The sequence below is a fragment of the Ensifer sp. CCNWLY38 genome (assembly GCF_037120565.1).
Lineage (GTDB): Bacteria > Pseudomonadota > Alphaproteobacteria > Rhizobiales > Rhizobiaceae > Ensifer > Ensifer adhaerens_H.
Genome location: NZ_JBBBBO010000001.1, coordinates 228373 through 249358 on the forward strand (window position 1 = coordinate 228373; position 20986 = coordinate 249358).

Annotated in this window: 22 protein-coding genes; 6 read left to right on the forward strand and 16 right to left on the reverse strand. The window is 61.7% G+C overall.

The window, feature by feature from the left end:
- The first annotated feature begins 15 nt into the window (after positions 1-15).
- The 3 genes from V7S54_RS01245 (at position 16) to V7S54_RS01255 (ending at position 5230) form a co-directional block, all read left to right on the forward strand.
- Complete coding sequence (locus V7S54_RS01245) at positions 16-1317, forward strand: M16 family metallopeptidase (protein WP_065372611.1); 1302 nt, start codon at positions 16-18, stop codon at positions 1315-1317.
- 392 nt (positions 1318-1709) lie between these two features.
- Positions 1710-2321: a GNAT family N-acetyltransferase gene (locus tag V7S54_RS01250; protein ID WP_057250658.1), complete on the forward strand. Its 612-nt coding sequence runs from the start codon at positions 1710-1712 to the stop codon at positions 2319-2321.
- The gene (locus V7S54_RS01255; protein ID WP_065372612.1) at positions 2321-5230 is read left to right on the forward strand and encodes an EAL domain-containing protein; all 2910 of its coding nucleotides are present in this window, start codon (positions 2321-2323) and stop codon (positions 5228-5230) included. Before V7S54_RS01250 ends, V7S54_RS01255 begins: the two co-directional genes overlap by 1 nt.
- A 111-nt stretch (positions 5231-5341) precedes the next feature.
- On the opposite strand, the gene V7S54_RS01260 is transcribed toward V7S54_RS01255, so the two are convergent.
- Positions 5342-5947, reverse strand: a complete 606-nt coding sequence (locus V7S54_RS01260) for a YqgE/AlgH family protein (RefSeq protein WP_057251089.1) — start codon at positions 5945-5947, stop codon at positions 5342-5344.
- Positions 5948-6115: 168 nt separating this feature from the next.
- On the opposite strand from V7S54_RS01260, the gene V7S54_RS01265 reads away from it, so the two are divergent.
- Both V7S54_RS01265 and V7S54_RS01270 read left to right on the forward strand, forming a co-directional pair.
- Complete coding sequence (locus V7S54_RS01265) at positions 6116-6958, forward strand: protein-disulfide reductase DsbD domain-containing protein (protein WP_065372613.1); 843 nt, start codon at positions 6116-6118, stop codon at positions 6956-6958.
- Positions 6959-7032: 74 nt separating this feature from the next.
- The gene (locus V7S54_RS01270; protein WP_057250664.1) at positions 7033-7518 is read left to right on the forward strand and encodes a peroxiredoxin; all 486 of its coding nucleotides are present in this window, start codon (positions 7033-7035) and stop codon (positions 7516-7518) included.
- A 148-nt stretch (positions 7519-7666) separates the two neighbouring features.
- Here V7S54_RS01270 and rnhA read toward each other — a convergent pair whose 3' ends face one another.
- From rnhA to coxB, 13 genes are all read right to left on the reverse strand, one after another.
- Entirely contained in the window at positions 7667-8134 is a 468-nt protein-coding gene (rnhA, locus tag V7S54_RS01275; RefSeq protein ID WP_065372614.1) for a ribonuclease HI, read from the reverse strand.
- The gene (locus V7S54_RS01280; RefSeq protein ID WP_065372615.1) at positions 8131-9111 is read right to left on the reverse strand and encodes a homoserine kinase; all 981 of its coding nucleotides are present in this window, start codon (positions 9109-9111) and stop codon (positions 8131-8133) included. The genes rnhA and V7S54_RS01280 overlap by 4 nt, the downstream gene beginning before the upstream one ends.
- 39 nt (positions 9112-9150) lie before the next feature.
- Positions 9151-10161, reverse strand: coding sequence for a 4-hydroxy-3-methylbut-2-enyl diphosphate reductase (gene ispH, locus V7S54_RS01285; protein WP_065372616.1), 1011 nt, complete (start codon positions 10159-10161; stop codon positions 9151-9153).
- A gap of 3 nt (positions 10162-10164) precedes the next feature.
- On the reverse strand, positions 10165-10530 hold the full coding sequence (locus tag V7S54_RS01290) for a DUF1304 domain-containing protein (protein WP_065372617.1): 366 nt from the start codon (positions 10528-10530) through the stop codon (positions 10165-10167).
- Between the two features lie 55 nt (positions 10531-10585).
- The gene (locus V7S54_RS01295) at positions 10586-11350 is read right to left on the reverse strand and encodes an SURF1 family protein (RefSeq protein ID WP_065372618.1); all 765 of its coding nucleotides are present in this window, start codon (positions 11348-11350) and stop codon (positions 10586-10588) included.
- Complete coding sequence (locus V7S54_RS01300) at positions 11319-11702, reverse strand: DUF983 domain-containing protein (RefSeq protein ID WP_065372619.1); 384 nt, start codon at positions 11700-11702, stop codon at positions 11319-11321. The genes V7S54_RS01295 and V7S54_RS01300 overlap by 32 nt, the downstream gene beginning before the upstream one ends.
- The gene (locus tag V7S54_RS01305) at positions 11699-12187 is read right to left on the reverse strand and encodes a L,D-transpeptidase family protein (protein WP_065372620.1); all 489 of its coding nucleotides are present in this window, start codon (positions 12185-12187) and stop codon (positions 11699-11701) included. Before V7S54_RS01305 ends, V7S54_RS01300 begins: the two co-directional genes overlap by 4 nt.
- Positions 12188-12289: 102 nt before the next feature.
- Positions 12290-13168 carry a cytochrome c oxidase subunit 3 gene (locus V7S54_RS01310; RefSeq protein ID WP_065372621.1) on the reverse strand — a complete coding sequence of 293 codons (879 nt, stop codon included), beginning with the start codon at positions 13166-13168 and terminating at the stop codon, positions 12290-12292.
- Between the two features lie 64 nt (positions 13169-13232).
- A complete protein-coding gene (locus tag V7S54_RS01315) occupies positions 13233-13826 on the reverse strand; it encodes a cytochrome c oxidase assembly protein (protein ID WP_065372622.1) in 594 nt (197 codons plus the stop codon).
- A gap of 11 nt (positions 13827-13837) precedes the next feature.
- Positions 13838-13978 (reverse strand): hypothetical protein, encoded by a 141-nt coding sequence (locus V7S54_RS01320; RefSeq protein WP_141679272.1) that lies wholly within the window; start codon positions 13976-13978, stop codon positions 13838-13840.
- Positions 13978-14934 carry a heme o synthase gene (locus V7S54_RS01325; RefSeq protein WP_065372828.1) on the reverse strand — a complete coding sequence of 319 codons (957 nt, stop codon included), beginning with the start codon at positions 14932-14934 and terminating at the stop codon, positions 13978-13980. The genes V7S54_RS01320 and V7S54_RS01325 overlap by 1 nt, the downstream gene beginning before the upstream one ends.
- A gap of 98 nt (positions 14935-15032) precedes the next feature.
- Positions 15033-16721: a cytochrome c oxidase subunit I gene (gene ctaD, locus V7S54_RS01330; protein ID WP_065372623.1), complete on the reverse strand. Its 1689-nt coding sequence runs from the start codon at positions 16719-16721 to the stop codon at positions 15033-15035.
- A gap of 20 nt (positions 16722-16741) precedes the next feature.
- On the reverse strand, positions 16742-17623 hold the full coding sequence (gene coxB, locus V7S54_RS01335) for a cytochrome c oxidase subunit II (RefSeq protein ID WP_065372624.1): 882 nt from the start codon (positions 17621-17623) through the stop codon (positions 16742-16744).
- Between the two features lie 341 nt (positions 17624-17964).
- Between coxB and V7S54_RS01340 the strand changes: the two genes are divergently transcribed.
- The gene (locus tag V7S54_RS01340) at positions 17965-18519 is read left to right on the forward strand and encodes an invasion associated locus B family protein (RefSeq protein WP_373419799.1); all 555 of its coding nucleotides are present in this window, start codon (positions 17965-17967) and stop codon (positions 18517-18519) included.
- Between the two features lie 134 nt (positions 18520-18653).
- On the opposite strand, the gene ribB is transcribed toward V7S54_RS01340, so the two are convergent.
- Both ribB and aroC read right to left on the reverse strand, forming a co-directional pair.
- A complete protein-coding gene (gene ribB / locus V7S54_RS01345; RefSeq protein ID WP_065372625.1) occupies positions 18654-19754 on the reverse strand; it encodes a 3,4-dihydroxy-2-butanone-4-phosphate synthase in 1101 nt (366 codons plus the stop codon).
- A gap of 27 nt (positions 19755-19781) precedes the next feature.
- On the reverse strand, positions 19782-20879 hold the full coding sequence (gene aroC, locus V7S54_RS01350) for a chorismate synthase (protein WP_065372626.1): 1098 nt from the start codon (positions 20877-20879) through the stop codon (positions 19782-19784).
- Between the last annotated feature and the right edge of the window lie 107 nt (positions 20880-20986).

A 20986-nucleotide genomic window follows, 5' to 3' on the forward strand; every position in this document is an offset into this window, starting at 1 on the left:
AACGAGAAGAAACGTATGATGAAAGTTGAGTGCACCCGGCTCCCTTCCGGGTTGACGGTGGTAACCGAGCAGATGCCGCATCTTGAAAGCGTGGCGCTCGGGGTGTGGATCAAGTCCGGTTCGCGTAATGAAACCCTGGGCGAACATGGCATTGCCCACCTGCTGGAGCACATGGCTTTCAAGGGCACCGCGCGGCGCACGGCCCGCCAGATTGCCGAGGAAATCGAAAATGTCGGCGGCGAAGTCAACGCCGCCACGTCGACCGAGACGACGTCCTACTATGCCCGTGTCCTCAAGGACCATGTGCCGCTGGCGGTCGACATTCTCGCCGATATTCTCACCGAATCCAGCTTCGACGACGAAGAACTGCGGCGCGAAAAGCACGTGATCCTGCAGGAAATCGGCGCTGCCGACGACACGCCGGATGACGTGGTCTTCGACCGTTTCGCCGAGACCGCCTATCGCAACCAGACCGTCGGACGTCCGATCCTCGGCACCCCCGATACGGTCATGTCGTTTTCCGCCGACCAGATCCGCCAGTATCTCGGCCGCAACTATACGACCGATCGCATGTTCGTGGTCGCGGCCGGCGCCGTCGAGCACGACGCCTTCGTGCGCCAGGTGGAGGAGCGTTTCGCCTCGCTTCCACGCACGCCGATCGCGACCCCGGTGCTCGAAACCGCCCGCTACACCGGTGGTGAGAGCCGCGAGACGCGCGACCTGATGGACGCCCAGGTTCTGCTCGGCTTCGAAGGCAAGGCCTATCACGCCCGCGACTTCTATTGCTCGCAGATCCTCGCCAACATCCTCGGCGGCGGCATGTCCTCCCGCCTCTTCCAGGAAGTGCGCGAACATCGCGGCCTCTGTTATTCGGTCTATGCCTTCCATTGGGGCTTTTCCGACACCGGTATCTTCGGTGTGCACGCGGCAACCGGCGGCGAGAACCTGCCGGAACTGATGCCCGTCATCGTCGACGAACTGCGCAAGTCCTCGATGAACATCGAGCAGCAGGAAATCGAGCGGGCCCGCGCCCAGATCCGTGCACAATTGCTGATGGGCCAGGAAAGCCCGGCCGCTCGCGCCGGCCAGATCGCCCGCCAGATGATGCTCTACGGCCGCCCGATCCCCAACGAAGAACTGATGGAGCGCCTCTCCGGCATCACCATCGAGCGTCTGACCGACCTAGCCGGCCGGCTGTTCTTCGACACGACCCCGACGCTCTCGGCCATCGGCCCGCTGGAACAGCTCGCCCCGATGAACGACATCCTGTCGTCATTGACCGGCAAGGCCGCCGTACCGCACGCCGTCGCCAGCTAGTCGGGCCTAGATCATTTCATGGTTTCATCGAAACCGTGAAATGATCTTACCTTTTCGAGGCTACTGCATGTCCGCTTAAATCGACCTCGATTTAAGGACAAAGACATGCAGAAAATCAAAGTGCTACAGCGACCTTTGCGCGTCTGACAGGACGCGCGGCGCTGTAGGCAACCCCGGCGGAAAGCGTTTGCCACTTTTCCTGAAATTGCCCCGGGCCGCCGAGGACGCAAACACCATATCCAAATGGTGAAGTCTTTGCGTCTTTTCGCAAATTCGGATTCGATTTGCGCGCAAAGTTGTGACACGTTTCGGTTTGTGACAGCGCAAAGGCGCGCTGCCGGGCGGATGATAAAAGGTCCCCGCACGCAAACTGGACGGCCTCGGAGGCAGCTATGACACGATCGGTTTTTCGGTTCCTGTCGCGGCAGCCGGAGGCGATCGAAATTGCCGACCAGAATTATCTGCTGCGGCTCCCGCGCTATGCCGACTATCGTCAATGGTACCAGCTCAGAAGCGAGAGCCGCGCCTTCCTGGAGCCTTGGGAACCATCCTGGCGTACTGACGAGATGACGGAGAGTTCCTTTCGCAGCCGGGTCATCCGCAACGAACAGGAATATTCGTCTGGCCAGGCCGTGCCGCTCTTTCTTTTCCACAAGCCAGACGAGACGCTGCTCGGGGGGCTGACGATCGGCCACATCCGCCGCGGCGCGGGGCAAAACTGCATGATCGGCTACTGGATGGGCGCGCGCCACGCCGGCAAGGGCCATATGTACGCTGCCCTGAGGCTCGCTATTCCCTACATCTTTTCGACCCTTGAGTTGCACCGTATTGAAGCAGCCTGTATTCCGGACAACTCAAGAAGCATCCGGCTCCTTGAAAAGGCCGGTTTTGAGCGTGAAGGCTACTTAAGACAGTACTTGAGAATCAATGGCCAGTGGCGAGACCACGTGCTCTTTTCTCTCCTGTCCGACGATGCCCTACCGAACAGGAATATGCCCCTTTGATGCCTCTAGCCCGCTCGCCCTTCGCTTGGTCAGCCTCGAAGCTGGCAGCGTTTCTGATTGCGCTCACGACGTTTTTCTGCGCGCTCGGCGGTGCGGCTGAGGCTCTGGAGCCGGTGAAGATTTCGCGCGAGGACACCGCGCTTGACCTGACGGCGACAACCGAGATCTACAGCGGCCGCAACGAGGCCTTCCAGGTCTCGACGGCGCCCGGAACCGACGGCATCGTGCGCCGCATCGAAGTGCGCTCCAGCAGCGAAGACCATCAGGGCGACTGGGCGGTGTTCGCGCTCGCCAACGTTTCGGCCGAACCGCTCGACCGCGTGATCGTGGCGCCGCATTTCCGGCTGGTGAATTCCAAACTCTTCTGGCCGGATCTCGGCTCCAAGCGCATCCTTTCGATCACGCCCAGCGAAGGCTTCGCGCTCAGCCGCGAGCCGAGCGACGAGGCGGACGTCTTCCGCATCACGCTGGCGCCGGGCGTCATCATCACCTTTGTCGCCGAACTCGCGACGCCGGAGCTGCCGCAAATCTACCTGTGGGAGCCGGACTCCTACAAAGACACGGTCAACGCCTTCACGCTCTACCGCGGCATCGTGCTTGGCATTGCCGGCCTGCTCGCGGTGTTCCTGACCATTCTTTTCGTCGTCAAGGGAACCTCGATGCTGCCGGCAACGGCGGCGCTCGCCTGGGCGGTTCTCGCCTATATCTGCGTCGATTTCGGCTTCCTGTCGAAGCTCATCAGCGTCACCGCTGGCGACGAGCGAATATGGCGAGCGGGCACCGAGGTCTTCCTCGCGGCGGGCCTCGTGATCTTCCTGTTCACCTATCTCAATCTCAACCGCTGGCACCAGCATCTGGGTTACGCCACGCTCGCCTGGATCCTGGGCCTCGGCCTGCTCTTCGGCGTCGCCGTCTACGATCCGGCAATTGCGTCGGGCATCGCCCGCCTCTCCTTCGCGCTGACGGCAACGGTCGGGATCGTGCTGATCGCCTATCTCGGCTTCAACCGCTACGACCGGGCAATCCTTCTGGTGCCTGCCTGGCTGCTCATACTCGTCTGGCTCTTCGGCGCGTGGCTGACCGTCACTGGCCAGCTCGCCAACGACATCGTGCAGCCGGCGCTCGGCGGCGGTCTCGTCCTCATCGTGCTCCTGATCGGCTTCACCGTCATGCAGCATGCGGTTGCCGGCAGCGGCTACCAGCAGGGCCTGTTCTCGGATCTCGAACGCCAGTCGCTCGCGCTCACCGGCTCCGGCGACACCGTTTGGGACTGGGACGTCGCCCGCGACCGCGTGGTGACCATGCCCGATATCTCGACCCAGCTCGGCCTATCGCTCGGCAGCATGCATGGCCCCTTGCGCAACTGGTTGCCGCGTCTGCATCCCGACGACCGCGACCGCTTCCGGGCGACACTCGACGTGCTGCTCGAGCGTCGTCGCGGCAAGCTCAATCATGAATTCCGCGTGCGCGCTGAAGACGGCCACTATCACTGGCTTTCCATTCGCGCCCGGCCAGTGCTCGGCGCCAACGGCGAAATCATCCGCTGCGTCGGCACGATTATCGACATCACCGAACAGCGTAATTCCGTGGAGCGTCTGCTGCACAACGCGCTGCTCGACAATCTGACCGGCCTTCCGAACCGCCAGGTCTTCCTCGACCGGCTTCAGGCGATCCTGCTGATGGCCGACGGCAGCAATTCGGTCCGCCCGACGGTGCTCGCAATCGACATCGACCGCTACAAGCAGGTCAACGATCTCCTGGGCATCGCCGCCGGCGACAACATCCTGATCGCCTTGACGCGGCGGCTGCGGCGGCTGCTGCGCCCGCAGGATACGCTTGCCCGCCTCGGCGGCGACCAGTTCGGCCTGATCCTGATGTCGGAGCGCGATCCCGCCAAGGTCGCGGATTTCGCCGACGCGGTGAGCAAGGCGATCATGGTGCCGCTCAACTACGGCAACCGCGAAATCAACCTGACGGCTTCGATCGGCCTCGTCTCCTGGCTCGATCAGGAGCAAAGCGCGGCAGGCCTGCTCGACGATGCCGAGCTCGCCATGTTCCGGGCGAAGAAGGAAGGCGGCAATCGTGTCGAGCCCTTCCGCCCTGCCTTCCGTACTTCGGGATCCGACCGGCTTCAGCTCGAAGCCGATCTCAAGCGGGCGATCGAACGCAAGGAGCTCTCGCTGGTCTATCAGCCGATCGTCCGGCTGAACGATGCGGAGATCGCCGGTTTCGAAGCGCTGATGCGCTGGGATCATCCGAAGCGCGGCAACATCTCGCCGACCGAGTTCATTCCGATTGCCGAGAATTCCGACCTCATCAACCAACTCGGCATGTTCGCCTTCGACAAGGCAACGAGCGATCTGACGGAATGGCAACTTCAGACCGGCGACCTGCCGATCTTCGTCTCGATCAACCTTTCGAGCGCGCAGCTGCTCAACAACGAGCTCTATGACGACGTCCGTGCGATCCTCACCAAAAACCGCTGCGATCCGGGTAAGGTGAAGATGGAACTGACGGAATCGCTGGTGATGGAAAATCCCGAGCAGGCCCGTCTCGTCCTCGAAAAGCTGAAGGAAGCCGGATTGAAACTGGCACTCGACGACTTCGGTACCGGCCATTCGTCGCTTTCCTACCTCACCCGCTTCCCCTTTGACACGATCAAGATCGACAAGGCGCTGGTGCGCGACCCGAGCGACAAGCGCGGCATTCTCCTGCGCTCGGTGATCACCATGGCGCGTGAGCTCGACATGCAGGTGGTGGCCGAGGGTATCGAATCCGAAGACGATGCGATCCAGCTTTCACAGATGGGCTGCGACTACGGCCAGAGCTTCCTCTTCGGCCCGCCGATCGGCTCGGAATCAATCCAGCGGCTGCTGAAGGAGCGCTTTCCGCTGATGAAGCGGGCGTGAATTCGCCAAGGCGCCCCCGGCAACGCACAATCTTGCCTGGCCCGTCGGCAACACCCGACGGGCTCAGTTTTTCAGCATGTATGATTTGAAGAAAGCCGGCTAAGACGGCGATCAGGCGTGGCCTGCGTCCACCGAGAGCATCGCGGCCGACACGCCCATCAGCGCCAGCGCCCGGTCGTATTTGTCGTCCAGCGCCTTGTCGAAGATCAGTTCCTCGCGTGCCGGGCTCGTGAGCCAGCCGTTCTGGGTGATTTCCGCCTCGAGCTGCCCCGGACCCCAGCCGGCATAGCCGAGCATCATCGTCGCCCTGACTGGCCCCTCCCCGCGCGAAATGGCGCGGACGATATCGAGCGTTGCCGTCAGGCAGATGTCATCGCTGACCGGAATGCTGGAATCGCTCAGATAATCGTCGGAATGCAGCACGAAGCCGCGCCCAGTCTCAACCGGTCCGCCGGCTTGAATCTGGAAATCCCGTGTCATCTGCGGAAGCCGGATCGCCTCCTCCTCGTCGAGAATATCGAGGTGAAGCAACACGTCCGGAAAAGTCAGTTGCTGAGGCCGATTGAGCACGAAGCCCATCGCACCGTCGTCGGAATGGGCGCAGATGAAGATGACCGTGCGGGCGAAGTTGGCATCAAACATTCCCGGCATGGCGATCAGGAATTGACCGTCAAGGAAACCTCGCTCCCGTCTCTTCTGCGCCATCGGAGTCGACATCATGGGAACAGCCTACCAATTCGCCGCGAAATGAAAAGCGCCTCAGCGTCGCGGCCGGGAAATATTGCACGCACGACGTTCACTTCGCCGTGTCCGATCAAGCGATTATGATCGTTGCTCTCTTGGAGCGTCTGGAGCAGCATCGGCAAAAGCGATATTGCTTCCGATATGATCCAGCGCTCCACACACCAGAACATGGCCCAGTTCATTGGCGCGGCAAGCCTCATCGCCGCTTTTTTTCTTACCGTCGCTGCACAGGCGGCCACCAGCGACTGGGTGACCTCTCCAGGCGGCATGATCCGCCTCGTCGCAGCCCAACCCAGGCAGGATGGTACGATCCCCGCAACGCTCGAAGTCAAGCTCAACGCCGGTTGGAAGACCTATTGGCGCGAGCCGGGCGCAAGCGGCATCCCTCCGCAGGTGACGATCGATCCGGCGAGCGGCGTCGTGCTTGAGAAGATCGGCTTCCCGGTGCCGAAGACGTTCGACGATGGAGTCGTGCGCTATGTCGGTTACGACAAGTCGGTCGCTTTCCCGTTGATACTGAAGCGCGTCCAAGGCACCGGCGACGTCAATATTCGCGCCTCGGTGTTTCTCGGCATCTGCGAGGACATCTGCATCCCGGTCCAGGGCGAATTGACGCTGGCGCTGAAGCAGGGCGACTTCGACAATCCGCTCGACAGCGCGCGCATCGATAACGCGGTTGCCGCACTGCCGGAAGCACCTTCCAAGGACTTTGCCGTCACGGCGAGCCGCTATGATGCGGAAAAAACCGTGCTGCACCTCTCCGTGCATTTGCCTGACGGCGCGGACCATCCGGAGCTGTTCCTGGCTGGCCCTTCCGGCGTTTCCTTCGGCAAACCCGAGATCGCGATCGAGGGCGAGACGGGCCTCAGCGCAGCCGTCCCCGTTCGCCTCTCCGGCAAGGACAGGGAACTCAAGGGCAAGCCAATCGTTGTCACCATACGCGCCAAGGGCCGCAGCATGGAGACGACCCTTGCCTTTGATTAGGCCGCATCTATAGTCCGCCGAGTTCTCCGACGCGAACGGAGAAGCGAAGACTCAAGAAACGCAAGGAGAGTGCCGTGACCATCGCCGTCGGAGACAAACTGCCAGCCGCAACCTTCAAGGAAAAAACCGCCGACGGTCCGGTGGAGGTCACCACCGATCAGCTCTTCGCGGGTAAGCGCGTCGTGCTCTTCGCCGTTCCCGGTGCCTTCACGCCGACCTGCTCGCTCAACCATCTGCCCGGCTATCTCGAAAACCGCGACGCGATCCTTGCCCGCGGCATCGACGATATCGCCGTCGTCTCGGTCAACGACCTGCATGTGATGGGCGCCTGGGCAACCGCGTCCGGCGGCATGGGCAAGATCCACTTCCTTTCCGACTGGAACGCCGCTTTCACCAAGGCACTCGGCATGGACATCGACCTTTCGGCCGGCACGCTTGGCGTCCGCTCGAAGCGCTATTCGATGCTGGTGGAGGACGGCGTGGTGAAGTCGCTCAATCTCGAAGAAAGTCCGGGCCAGGCGACCGTTTCAGGCGCTGCGGCGATGCTCGAACAGCTCTAGAACAATTCACTGTTTCATTGAAACAGCGAATTGCTCCAACTGTTTGAAATTGCGCAATTCCGGACGGAAAACCGTTTCACACTTTTCCTGGAATTGCTCTGAGCGCAGAAGTAAGTGCAAATGGAAACGGGCCTCAACGGCCCGTTTTTCATTTCACGAGAAGAGAGTCCGACCGGCGGCCCTTCTTGAAGGGCTCCATGCCCTTGCGCGCGAGCTCGTCGGCGCGTTCGTTTTCCGGGTGGCCGGCATGGCCCTTGACCCAATGCCAGGTCACCTTGTGTCGGCGATTGGCTTCATCCAGCGCCTGCCAGAGCTCGCCGTTCTTCACCGGCTTCTTGTCCGCGGTTTTCCAGCCGTTCTTCTTCCAGCCGTGGATCCACTTGGAGATGCCGTCCATCACATATTTGCTGTCGGTATGGAGATCGACCTCGCAGGCGCTTTTCAGCGCATCGAGCGCCGAGATCGCCGCCATCAGTTCCATGCGGTTGTTGGTCGTCTCGGCTTCGCCGCCGGAGAGTTCCTTTTCCACCTCGCCGTAGCGCAGCACGGCGCCCCAGCCGCCCGGCCCCGGATTGCCGGAGCAGGCGCCGTCCGTGAAGATGTCGACGTGTTTCATGCCTGGCCCTCGTCTCGGCGCAGGCCATATTCCGCGCTCGAAGCGATCGCCCGGTGGAAGCGGATCTTCGTCAGATATTCGAGCGGATCCTTCTTGACCACCAGCGCGCCGGCGGGCGTCATCAGCCAATCGTAGAGCCGCGTCAGGAAGAAGCGCAGCGCCGAGCCGCGGCAGAGCAGCGGCAGGGCGTCGACCTCGGCCGGCGTCAGCTTGCGCACGCTCTCGTAGCCCGAAAGCATCGCCATGCCCTTGGTGATGTTGTAGGAGCCGTTCTTCTCGAAGCACCAGGAGTTCAGGCAGACGGCAACGTCATAGGCGAGATAGTCGTTGCAGGCGAAGTAGAAGTCGATCAGGCCGGAAAGCTGGTCGCCGAGGAAGAAGACATTGTCCGGGAAGAGATCGGCGTGGATGACGCCATCCGGCAGGGATTTCGGCCAGTGGCGTTCCAGATGCTCGAGCTCCGCCGATATCTCGTCCTTGAGACCCGACTGCACCTCGTCGGCGCGTGCCTCGGAATTGACCCAGAGGGGCCGCCAGCCGCCAACGGAAAGCGCATTGGTGCGCTTCAGCGCGAAGCCTTCACCGGCGAGGTGCATGGCGGCAAGCGCTTTCCCAACCTCGTGGCAGTGTTTTGCCTCGGGCTTCCTCAGCCACATGCCCTCGAGGAACGAGATGACGGCGGCAGGGCGGCCAGAGAGCTCGCCGAGCAGCTTGCCATCGGCCCGCGGCAGCGGTAGTGGGCAGGACAGGCCGCCGTCGGCCAGATGGTGCATCAATCCCAGGAAGAATGGCAGGTCATCGGCGTTCACGCGCTTTTCGTAAAGCGTGAGAATGTAGGAGCCCTTGGTCGTGTGCATCAGGAAATTGGAATTCTCGACGCCTTCGGCGATCCCCTTGTAGGAGGTCAGCTGGCCGACGTCATAGGCGGTGAGAAAACGGGAGAGATCGTCTTCCGTGATATCGGTGTAAACTGCCAAGGGCTTCCACTCTCAAGAAAATGCGGGCAAGAAATATGACTATTCGCCGTTGACGAAGGCCATGTCGGCTGATGTCAGCGGCACATGGCGGATCTCGCGGTTGACGAGGAAGTTCTCGTTTTCCTCGACCGTATCGGCGAGTTCCACCTGCGCTTCATAGCGTTCGCGAAACGCCTCGATGATCTCGTTGACGATCACTTCGGGCGCCGAAGCGCCAGCCGACAGACCCACCGTCGAGATATCGCCCATCTCGTCCCAGTCGATTTCCGATGCACGCTGGACCAGCACGGATTTCTTCGCACCCGCTTTCAGCGCCACTTCGACCAGTCGCTTGGAATTGGAAGAGTTCGGCGCACCGACGACGAGGAACAGGTCGCAGCCCGGCGCTGCCTGCTTCACCGCCTCCTGGCGGTTGGTGGTGGCGTAACAGATCGAATCGGCAGCAGGCGCCGTCAGGTTCGGAAAGCGCTCGTGCAGCCGCTTGATGACGCCGGCCGTGTCGTCGACCGACAGCGTCGTCTGGGTGACAAAGCCGAGATTGTCCGGGTCCGGCGGCTGATAAACGTCTGCATCCTCGACGGTCTCGACCAGCGATACCGTGCCTTCCGGCAACTGCCCCATCGTGCCGATCACTTCCGGATGGCCGGCATGGCCGATCAAGACCACGTGGCGGCCGAGACGGTTGTGGCGCATCGCCTGCTTGTGGACCTTGGAGACCAGCGGGCAGGTGGCGTCGAGATAGAAGAGATTGCGGGCGTCAGCATCCGCGGGCACCGATTTCGGCACGCCATGGGCCGAGAAGACCACCGGCTGCTTGCGGTGCTCCGGCGGGATCTCGTCGAGCTCTTCGACGAAGATCGCGCCCTTGGCCTCGAGGCCCTCGACGACATAGCGATTGTGCACAATCTCGTGGCGGACATAGACGGGCGCGCCGAATTCCTTCAGCGCCAGGACGACGATCTGGATCGCCCGGTCGACGCCGGCGCAGAAGCCGCGCGGCCCGCACAGGCGAATGGTGATCGGGGATTTTGCTGCCGCTGATGATGCCATGGATCAGAATGCCAATAGAAGGAAAACAAGCGCTGCGATCGCCGAGCCGCCCTGGATTAAGAGGATACGCGGCTTGACCGACCACGCGCCATATATAGCGGCAAGGATCACGCACACAAGGAAGAACACCTTCAACTCGAAGGCAAAGGACGGTTCCGATTGGATCAACGACCAGAACAGGCCAGCCGCGAGGAACCCGTTGTAAAGCCCCTGGTTGGCGGCAAGGACCCGTGTTGTCTCCGCTTGCTCCGGTGTCATGCGGAAGACAGCCCTCCCCCGAGGTCCTGTCCACAGGAACATCTCGAGCACGAGAAAGCCGACATGCAGCAAGCCCGTCACGGCAATCAGAGTGTTCGCGATAATCGCCATCTTATTCCCCGCTGTCGATCCCTTCAGCAGGGTTAGCACGGCGGCGCCGTCCGGGCTATCGCCCGCGGCGCGCCACGTAGAGACCGCTGACCAGCACCAGTGCTGCCGCCAGCCCATACCAGGTCAGCGCGTATTGCAGATGGTTGTTGGGCAGGTCGAACTGGGTGACACCGCCGATCGGCAGGCCACCGGGGTTGGGTGTCGCATCGGCATCGACGAACAGCGGCACGACCTTGTCGGCGGGAAGACCGACCGACGACGCCATCGTGTCGAGATCCTTCCAGTAGAAGATGTTCTTGGCGAGATCATTGTCCGGAACGAGCGACGACGGTTTCTCGTCAAGCTTCGGCCTTGCGAGGCCGTTGATGCCCACGAAGGCGGGAAGCTCGCCCGCAAGACGGGTGGACGAATCCTTCTGTTCGAAGGGCACGAAGCCGCGATTGACGAAGAGCACGCGGCCATCGTCGAGCGTCAGCGGCGTGAAGACGTAGTAGCCGGTGCGGCCGTTAAAGGTCGCGAAGAAATGCCGCTCCTTGCTGTGATCGAAGGTGCCGGTAACCGTGACGGTGCGGTAATCGATGTCCACGCCATCCGCGAGCATCTTCTCGATGTCGCCAAGCGACACCGGAGGCGCCGACCGACGCTCCTGGATCGCTGTCAGCAGACTTTCCTTCCAGTGCAGCCGCTGCATCTGCCAGGTGCCGAGCGAGATAAGGATGGCGAAGGCGACTGCGAGCAAAAGGAAGGCGCCGAGGCGTCCGACGAGGCCGCGCTTCTTGACTTCGATCTCAGCCACGGTCGATCTCGCCCGGGCGCGCATTGTTGCGGTACTGCAGGTTGATCAGGACGCCCTTGAGCATGCGTGTCAGTCCGAGGCTGAGGATAGTCGCAAGCGGGATCCACAACAGGAAATGCAGCCACAGCGGTGGGCTGAAGTTGACCTCCGCCCAAAGCGCCGCGCCAACGACGACAAAGCCGACGATCAGGATGACGAAGACCACCGGGCCATCGCCGGAATCGGCAAAGCGATAATCCAGGTCGCAGCTTGTGCAGGCCGGTTTGACCTTGAGAAAACCGTCGAAGAGCCTGCCCTGGCCGCAGCGCGGGCAAAGCCCCTTGATCCCTGTCATCACCGGGTCCACCGGCGGGAAATGTGCCTTGTCTTCGCTCACGGCTTGATCTCGATCGGCGTGTTGTTGGGGACCATCGTCCAGATTTCTTCCATTTCGGCATTGGTAACGGCAATACAGCCATTCGTCCAATCGAAGCGCTGCGTCAAAAACGCCAGCCAGCCGAAATAATTGGGCTGGCCGTGGATCATGATCATGCCGCCGGGATCGACGCCATTTGCGACCGCAGACTTGGTATCTTCCGGTGCCGGATAGGAGACGTGGATGGATTTGTAGTAGCCGCTTCCCGGATTGCGCCAATCGAGCAGATAGAGCCCTTCCGGCGTCCTCTGGTCGCCTTCCTGCCGCTTGTGACCAACGGGGTTGCCGCCGAGCGCGACGGAATATTCGCGGATCACCTGCCCATCGTGGAAGAGCTGCAAGAGCCGTCGTTCCTTGTGGACGACGACCCTATCCGCAACGTCGTCCGCCGCAGCCGAGACGGATCCGACCAGCACCGCCATGACCGTGATCGACGCAACCCGCATTTCGCACCCCTGTCGCGTTTCCATCACCACAAGCCACCAAAAGAACAGGGCGGTTGCATGGCTGCAACCGCCCTGTTCATAAAGATCGAGATGCTCGCGCTATCAGCCGTGAGCGATCGGCGCACCCCAACTGCCCCAGATATAGATGGAGAAGAAGAGGAACAGCCAGACGACGTCAACGAAGTGCCAGTACCAGGCAGCCGCTTCGAAGCCGAAGTGCTGCTTGGGCGTGAAATCGCCGCGCAGGGCACGGATGAGGCAGACGAGCAGGAAGATCGTGCCGACCAGAACGTGGAAGCCGTGGAAGCCGGTCGCCATGAAGAAGGTCGCGCCGTAGATCGAGTCCTTGAAGGCGAACGGAGCGTGGGCGTATTCGTAGCCCTGAACGAAGGAGAACAGCACGCCGAGAACGACGGTCAGCGTCAGGCCCGAGACCAGGCCCTTGCGGTCGTTGTGCAGCAGAGCGTGGTGTGCCCAGGTGACCGTCGTGCCCGAAAGCAGCAGGATGACGGTGTTGTAGAGCGGCAGGTGCCACGGATCGAGCACTTCGATGCCCTTCGGCGGCCAGACGCCGCCGGTGAAGGTAGAGCGTGTTGCCTGGATGGCTTCGCCCGGGAACAGGCTCGCATCGAAGAAGGCCCAGAACCAGGCCACGAAGAACATCACTTCCGAAGCGATGAACATGATCATGCCGTAGCGCAGGTGGAGCGACACGACACGGGTGTGGTGGCCCTCATGCGCTTCCTTCACCGTGTCCGACCACCAGCCGAACATGGTGTAGAGAACGATGATCAGACCGGCGAGCAGGATCCAGACGTTGGCGAACTCGAGGCCGAAGATCTTCAGCGAGCTGCCCGCGAGGTAGCGCATGTAGCAGATGCCGCCGAACGCCATGACGAAGGCGCCGATCGAGGCAAGCAACGGCCAGGGGCTCGGGTCGATGATGTGGTAGTCGTGATTCTTCTGATGCGCACCGGCCATGTCAGTAATCCCCGAAATGTCTCTCTCTTGTCGCCCTTCCGGCATAGCCGAAAAGGACCTCCAGTCAAAGTTTGTTCTCTTCCGTCTTCACCTGCGCCACCGGTTTCGACGGTTCGCGCGGGTAGAAGGTGTAGGAAAGCGTCAACGTCTTGATGTCCTTGGTCTCCACCGCCTTGACGATGTCCGGATCGACGAAGAATACCACCGGCATCTCCATCTCCTCTCCCGGCTGCAGCGTCGTCTCGGTGAAGCAGAAGCACTGTACCTTGTTGAAATAGGCACCAGCCTGCATCGGCGTGACGTTGAAGGTCGCCTGGCCCGTGGTCGGCTTCGACGACAGGTTCTTCGCCCGGTACATCACCTGCACGGTTTCGCCAATGCGGATATCGATGTCGCGCTGGACCGGCTTGAACTCCCAGGGCAGACCGCCCGAGGTGTTCGCGTCGAAGGTGACCTTCACCTTCTCGTCCAGGATCACATCGGAAGCTTGCTCGACGCGCTGCGTCGTACCGTTGTAGCCGGTGACGCGGCAGAACATGTCGTAGAGCGGCACGGCCGCATAGGCCATGCCGACCATCCCGGCGACGAAGGCGAGGCAAGTGCCGACGACGACGCGGTTCGAGTGCTGCTTGGGCGTGATTTCCGGTGAATTCGTCATGCCATCCTGCCTCAGCTGACCATGCCGTTGCCGAACTTGATCAGCGTGACGATGTAGAACAGAACGACGAGCCCCGCGAGGACGAAGCCGAGCGCAATGTTGCGGCCTCGGCGCGACTTCTTCTGGGCTTCAGTGAGCTTGACGGTTTCCATCAGGCAATACTCCCGGCGTTCAGCCAGATATTGACGATCAGGTGATCCGCCATCAGGGCGGAGAAGATCACGAACAGATACATGATCGAGAAGGCGAACAGCTTCTTGGCGGGCAGCATGCGCTCATCCGCTTCCGGCATGCGCAGCACGCCGATCGAATACCAGATGAAGCCGAGACCGAGTGCCGCTGCGACGAGGCCGTAACCGATGCTCGCGAAACCGAGCAAGGTGGGACAGATACCGATGAGCGCAGTCAGCACAGCATAGATGACGATCTGCTTCTTGGTGGTCGCCTGGCCGCAGACATTCGGCATCATCGGCACACCGACGGCGCCATAGTCGCCCATCTTGAAGAGGGCAAGCGCCCAGAAATGCGCTGGCGTCCACAGGAAGGTGATCAGGAAGAGAACGATGCTTTCGATCGATACGGCGCCGGTGACACAAGCCCAGCCGATCATCGGCGGGAAAGCACCGGCCGCACCGCCGATGACGATGTTCTGCGGCGTCGAGCGCTTCAGCCACATCGTGTAGATGACCACGTAGAAGAAGATGGTGAAGGCGAGCAACCCGGCTGCGAGCCAATTGACGGCGAGCCCGAGGATGATCACGGAAAAGGCGGAGAGCGTCAGGCCGAAAGCCAGCGCTTCCTGCGGCAGGATCTTGCCTGCCGGGATCGGGCGCTTGGCGGTACGGCTCATGACCGCATCGATATCGGCGTCATACCACATGTTCAGGGCGCCGGACGCACCTGCGCCGACGGCGATGCAGAGAATAGCGATGAAGCCGATGAAGGGATTGATGTGGCCCGGCGCGAGCACGAGCCCGGCGAGCGCCGTGAAGACGACGAGGGACATGACACGCGGCTTCAGAAGCTCGAAATAATCGCGCGCAGAGGCTTCGGACAGACGCGGTGCGCCTTCCATGCCGACTGCTTCGTGATTGTCGATGACCGTCATGTCGTGTCCCTGTGCAAGTCCCGGCCGCAAAGGCCGTTTGTCGCCGGTTTCCCGGCGGGGTGAAGCCGCCGGAACCGGCGGCTTCTGTTCGTTGCCCGTCACTTGATGCGCGGGAGCTGTTCCCACTGGTGGAACGGCGGCGGCGAAGACAGCTGCCATTCCAGAGTGTTCGCGCCCTCGCCCCACGGGTTGTCGCCTGCGACGCGCTTCTTGGCGAAGGCTTCGAAGACGCCGAAGAGGAAGATCAGGACACCGACGGCCGCGATGTAGGAGCCGTAGGACGAAACCATGTTCCAGCCGGCATAGGCATCCGGGTAGTCGATGTAGCGGCGCGGCATGCCGGCGAGGCCGAGGAAGTGCTGCGGGAAGAAGATCAGGTTCACGCCGATGAACATGACCCAGAAATGCAGCTTGCCGACGAACTCGGAGTACATGTAGCCGGTCATCTTCGGGAACCAGTAGTACCAGGCGGCGAAGATCGCGAACACGGCGCCGAGCGACAGAACGTAGTGGAAGTGAGCAACCACGTAGTAGGTGTCGTGCAGCGAACGGTCGAGGCCGGCGTTGGCGAGCTGAACGCCCGTGACGCCACCGACGGTGAACAGGAAGATGAAGCCGATCGCCCAGACCATCGGGGTCGTGAAGCGGATCGAACCACCCCACATCGTCGCGATCCACGAGAAGATCTTAACGCCGGTCGGAACAGCGATAACCATCGTCGCGAAGACGAAGTAGCGCTGCGTGTCGAGCGACATGCCGACGGTGTACATGTGGTGCGCCCACACGATGAAGCCGACGGCGCCGATCGCGACCATGGCGTAGGCCATGCCGAGGTAGCCGAAGATCGGCTTGCGCGAGAAGGTGGAGACGATGTGGCTGACGATGCCGAAGCCCGGCAGGATCAGGATGTACACTTCCGGGTGACCGAAGAACCAGAACAGGTGCTGGAACAGGATCGGGTCGCCGCCGCCCTCAGGCGCGAAGAAGGCCGTGCCGAAGTTGCGGTCGGTGAGCAGCATGGTGATGCCGCCTGCCAGAACCGGCAGCGAAAGCAGCAGCAGGAAGGCGGTGATCAGAACCGACCAGGCAAAGAGCGGCATCTTGTGCAGCGTCATGCCCGGAGCGCGCATGTTCAGGATCGTGGTGATGAAGTTGATCGCGCCGAGGATCGACGACGCGCCAGCGATGTGCAGGCCGAGGATCACGAAATCCATGGCCGGCCCGGGCATGCCCGATGTCGAGAATGGCGGATAGATCGTCCACCCGCCGCCTGCACCATAGGCGCCTGCAGGACCTTCGACGAACATCGACAGCAGCACCAGCAGGAAGGCCGGGATGATCAGCCAGAAGGAGATGTTGTTCATGCGCGGGAACGCCATGTCCGGTGCACCGATCATGATCGGAACCATCCAGTTGGCGAAACCGCCGATCAGCGCCGGCATGACCATGAAGAAGATCATGATGAGCGCGTGCGCGGTCGTGAACACGTTGAACATGTGCTTACCGCCGTCGATGGCAGCATCGCCCTCGAAACCGTAGACCATCTGCGCCAGACCGTGGAAGATCTGGATGCCAGGCTCCTGCAGTTCGGCGCGCATGAACACCGAAAGCGTGCCGCCGATGATACCCGCGATGATCGCGAAGATCAGGTACAGCGTGCCGATGTCCTTGTGGTTGGTCGACAGGAACCAGCGCTGGAAGAAGCTCAGAGGCTTATGCGCATGGTCTGCGTGGCCATGATCGGAGTGATCATGGCGTTGATCGTGATGAACGGCTGTTCCAGCCATGGGTCGAGCTCCCCTTCCGATTACTGTGCGGCGTTTGCGGCGACGTCGACGGTCTTGGCCGCATCGATGGACGCCATGAGCGCCTTGTTCGCATCGCCAATGTTGGTTGCGGCGGCTGCGAGCCAGGTGTCGTATTTTTCCTGCGAAACAACGCGGATCGCGATCGGCATATAGGCGTGATCCTTGCCGCAGAGCTCGGAACACTGGCCGTAGTACAGACCTTCGCGGTCAGCCTTGAACCAGGTTTCGTTCAGGCGGCCGGGAACGGCATCGATCTTCACGCCGAAGGCAGGCATTGCGAAGGCATGGATCACGTCGGCGGCGGTGACGAGGACACGCACCGTCTTGCCGACCGGAATGACAACTTCGTTGTCGACGGCGAGCAGGCGCGGATATTCCTTCTTGTCTTCCTTGCCGAGGGCGGCGCGATCTTCTTCCTTCATCAGCAGGCTGTCGAAGGAGAGCGGGCTTTCGCCGACTTCATATTCATAGGACCAGTACCACTGGTTGCCGGTCGCCTTGACCGTCAGGTCCGGATTGGCCGGCGGCGTGAGCTGCGCGGTCAGGAGCTGGAAGGACGGAATGGCGAGGAAAAGAAGCACGATGACCGGACCGACGGTCCAGACGACTTCGATGGCGGTGTTGTGGCTGGTCTTGGAGGGAACCGGGTTAGCACTCTCGCGGAACTTGACCACGACGATGATCAGCAGGAGGAGAACGAAGAGGGTGATCGGAATGATGAACCACAGGGTATAATGTTCAAACCATGTGATTTCTTCCATAATGCCCGTAGCGGCCGACTGAAAGTTCGTCTGCCAATCGACAGGCTTGTCAGCAAAGGCGCTCGAAGCAAAAAGCAGACAGGCAAGCGCTGCCAGAACTGCATAAGCCTTGTTTTTCACAATATGTCTCCCCAATGCGCTTGATCAGGATCAAACCGGAACGCAGAATCCCTGCGATACTGCTGCGCTTCAAACCACAGTTTGTCCGATGCCGCAACATCTGACCAATCAACCCCATGCGGCATTTTTGCACAAACGCATCTTTTCACACAGGCACCCCTTAGAAGCCGTCACGAATCGACTTATATGACGTCTTCCGCGCCCCTGGAGGCGCGATCGCACGCGGTTCGCGCGGCAACACACAGGAGAGGGCGTTAACCCGCCCAATTTCCGCCATATGACGCTGGAATGTGCCCCGCAGGGCTTTTCATTTATTCCTGCGCGCTTCAAGAATAGCCCTGATGATTCGACGTTTTGAGGTTTACATGGGCCTGCCCCTCTTTTCGCGACTGTCGGCCTTCGCCGCCTTCGGCCTTGCCGTTCTCGCTCTCCCCGCTCAGAGCCTGGCCCAGCAGCCCGCCGGAACACCCGGCACGGTCAAGTCCAACCACGGCGCGTGGTCGATCGTTTGCGATCAGCCGGCAGGCGCTTCCACCGACCAGTGCGCGCTGATGCAGAACGTCATTGCCGAGGACCGGCCGGAAGTCGGCCTGTCGGTGGTCGTGCTGAAGACGGCGGACCGCAAGGCGAAGATCCTGCGCGTGCTCGCTCCGCTCGGCGTGCTTTTGCCAAACGGCCTCGGCCTCAATGTCGACGGCAAGGATATCGGCCGCGCCTACTTCGTGCGCTGCTTCTCCGACGGCTGCTATGCGGAAGTCGTGCTCGAGGACGAGTTGCTGAAGACCTTCCGCTCCGGCGCGACGGCGACCTTCATCGTCTTCCAGTCGCCGGAAGAAGGCATCGGCATCCCGGTCGATCTCAAGGGCTTCGGCGAAGGCTACGACGCGCTGCCCTGACCGGTCGCCGGACCCCACGCAAACAAGACACAACGCCGCGCTTCGAGCGCGGCTTTTTTATTGGCCGGCACCGGTACAAACGACAAAGCCCGGATCCACGATCCGGGCTTTGTCGTATTCAGAGGCGTCATGCTTTAGATGATGTCGGTTCCGGCGATCTTGATGCCGAAGCCTTCGAGGCCAACATAGTGGCGCTCCCGCGAGGCAAGAAGACGGATAGAGCTGATGCCGAGATCTTTCAGGATCTGCGCGCCGAGGCCGATTTCCAGCCATTCGTTCTCGCGCGCCTGCGCCTCGTCATGTGCTTCACGATCGTGTTTGCCCTTGCGGGCCGTTTGCGACACGCCGACACCGACCGATCCTTCGCGCAGGTAGACGATGACCCCCCTGCCCTCGTCGGCGATACGCTTCATGACGCGATCGATCTGGCAGTCCTTGCCGAACACATCGGCGCCGACATTTTCGAGATGCAGGCGGACCGGGATATCGACGCCATCGCGAATATCGCCGAAGACGACGGCGAGATGCTGCATCGGATCCCAGGGTAGCGAATAGGAATGACCCTTGGCCGCACCGTAGGGCGTTTCGATATCGAAGGACCCGCCCTGCTCGATCAGCGTTTCCTTGCGCTGACGGTAGGCGATGAGGTCGGCGACCGAAACCTGCTTGAGGCCGTGGGTGTCGGCAAAGCTTGCGACCTGCGGTCCGCGCATGACGGTGCCGTCGTCGTTGACGAGTTCGCAGATGACGCCGATCGGCGGCAAGCTTGCGAGCCTGCAGAGGTCGACGGCGGCTTCCGTATGACCGGAGCGCATGAGAACGCCGCCTTCGCGGGCGACCAACGGGAAGATGTGGCCCGGGCGAACGAAGTCCGTCGGCCCGACATTGGGATTGGCGAGGTTGCGCACCGTCAACGTACGATCATCGGCGGAAATGCCGGTCGTGGTGCCATGCTTGAAATCGACCGAGACGGTGAAGGCCGTCGTATGGGCAGAATCGTTTTCAGCAACCATGGCATTGAGGTTGAGGCGTTTCGCCTCCTCGCGCGGCATCGGCGTGCAGACGATGCCCGACGTATGGCGCACGATGAAGGCCATCTTCTCCGGCGTGCAATGCACCGCGGCGACGATCAAATCGCCCTCGTTCTCGCGGCCATCATCATCGGTCACGACAACGATTTCGCCGGCCTCGAAGGCGCGGATGGCGTCGACGACACGCTTCTGGTCATAGGACATGGTGCTCTTCCCGAAATAGAGGGCGAATTACTTGAGGCGGCCGGTCTGGCCGCGGTCACGCAAGTAGTGATCGGCGATCGTGCAGGCAAGCATCGCCTCGCCGATCGGCACGGCGCGGATGCCGACACAGGGGTCGTGGCGACCCTTGGTGCGGACATCGACTTCTTTGCCATCGCTGTCGACCGAGCGACGCTCGGTGAGGATCGACGACGTCGGCTTGATGGCAAAACGCGCGATCACAGGTTCGCCGGTGGCGATGCCGCCCAGAATGCCGCCGGCATGATTGGAGAGGAAGACCGGCTTGCCGTCGGCGCCGATGCGCATCTCGTCGGCGTTCTCCTCGCCGGTGATCTCGGCCGCACCGAAACCGTTGCCGATCTCGACACCCTTGACGGCGTTGATCGACATCAGGTTGGAGGCAATGTCCTGATCAAGCTTGGCATAGATCGGCGCGCCGATGCCGGCGGGCACGCCCTCGGCGACCACTTCGACGACGGCGCCGATCGAGGAGCCGGCCTTGCGGATGCCGTCGAGATATTCCTCCCAAACCGGCACGATCTCCGGATCCGGGGCGAAGAAGGGGTTGTTGTCGACCTCGGCCCAATCCCAGTTGGCGCGGTTGATCTTGTGTTGGCCGATCTGCACGAGCGCGCCGCGCACGACGAGGCCCGGCACGACCTTGCGGGCGATGCCGCCGGCGGCAACGCGCGCCGCGGTCTCGCGCGCCGAGGAACGGCCGCCGCCACGATAGTCTCGGATGCCGTATTTCAGATCGTAAGTATAGTCGGCGTGGCCCGGGCGGTAACGCTTGGCGATCTCGGAATAGTCCTTCGAACGCTGGTCGGTGTTCTCGATCAGCATGGAGATCGGCGTCCCGGTCGAGATCATCGTCTCGCCGTCCTCGTCGAACATCACGCCGGAGAGCACCTTGACGAGATCATCCTCGCGGCGCTGCGTCACGAAACGCGACTGCCCGGGCTTGCGCTTGTCGAGCCAGGCCTGGAGTTCGGCGAGCGTGAAACGGATGCCGGGCGGGCAGCCATCGACGACGCAGCCAAGCGCCGGCCCGTGGCTTTCGCCCCAGGTGGTGACGCGGAAGAGGTGACCGAAAGTGTTATGCGACATGAAGGCTACCGGACCTTAAGCAAGCAACGGCCGTACATTTCGTACGCGGATGCCCTCTCTTAGTGGAAAGCCGGGGACGGGGAAAGACTTTTGCGCCTGCCGCCGTC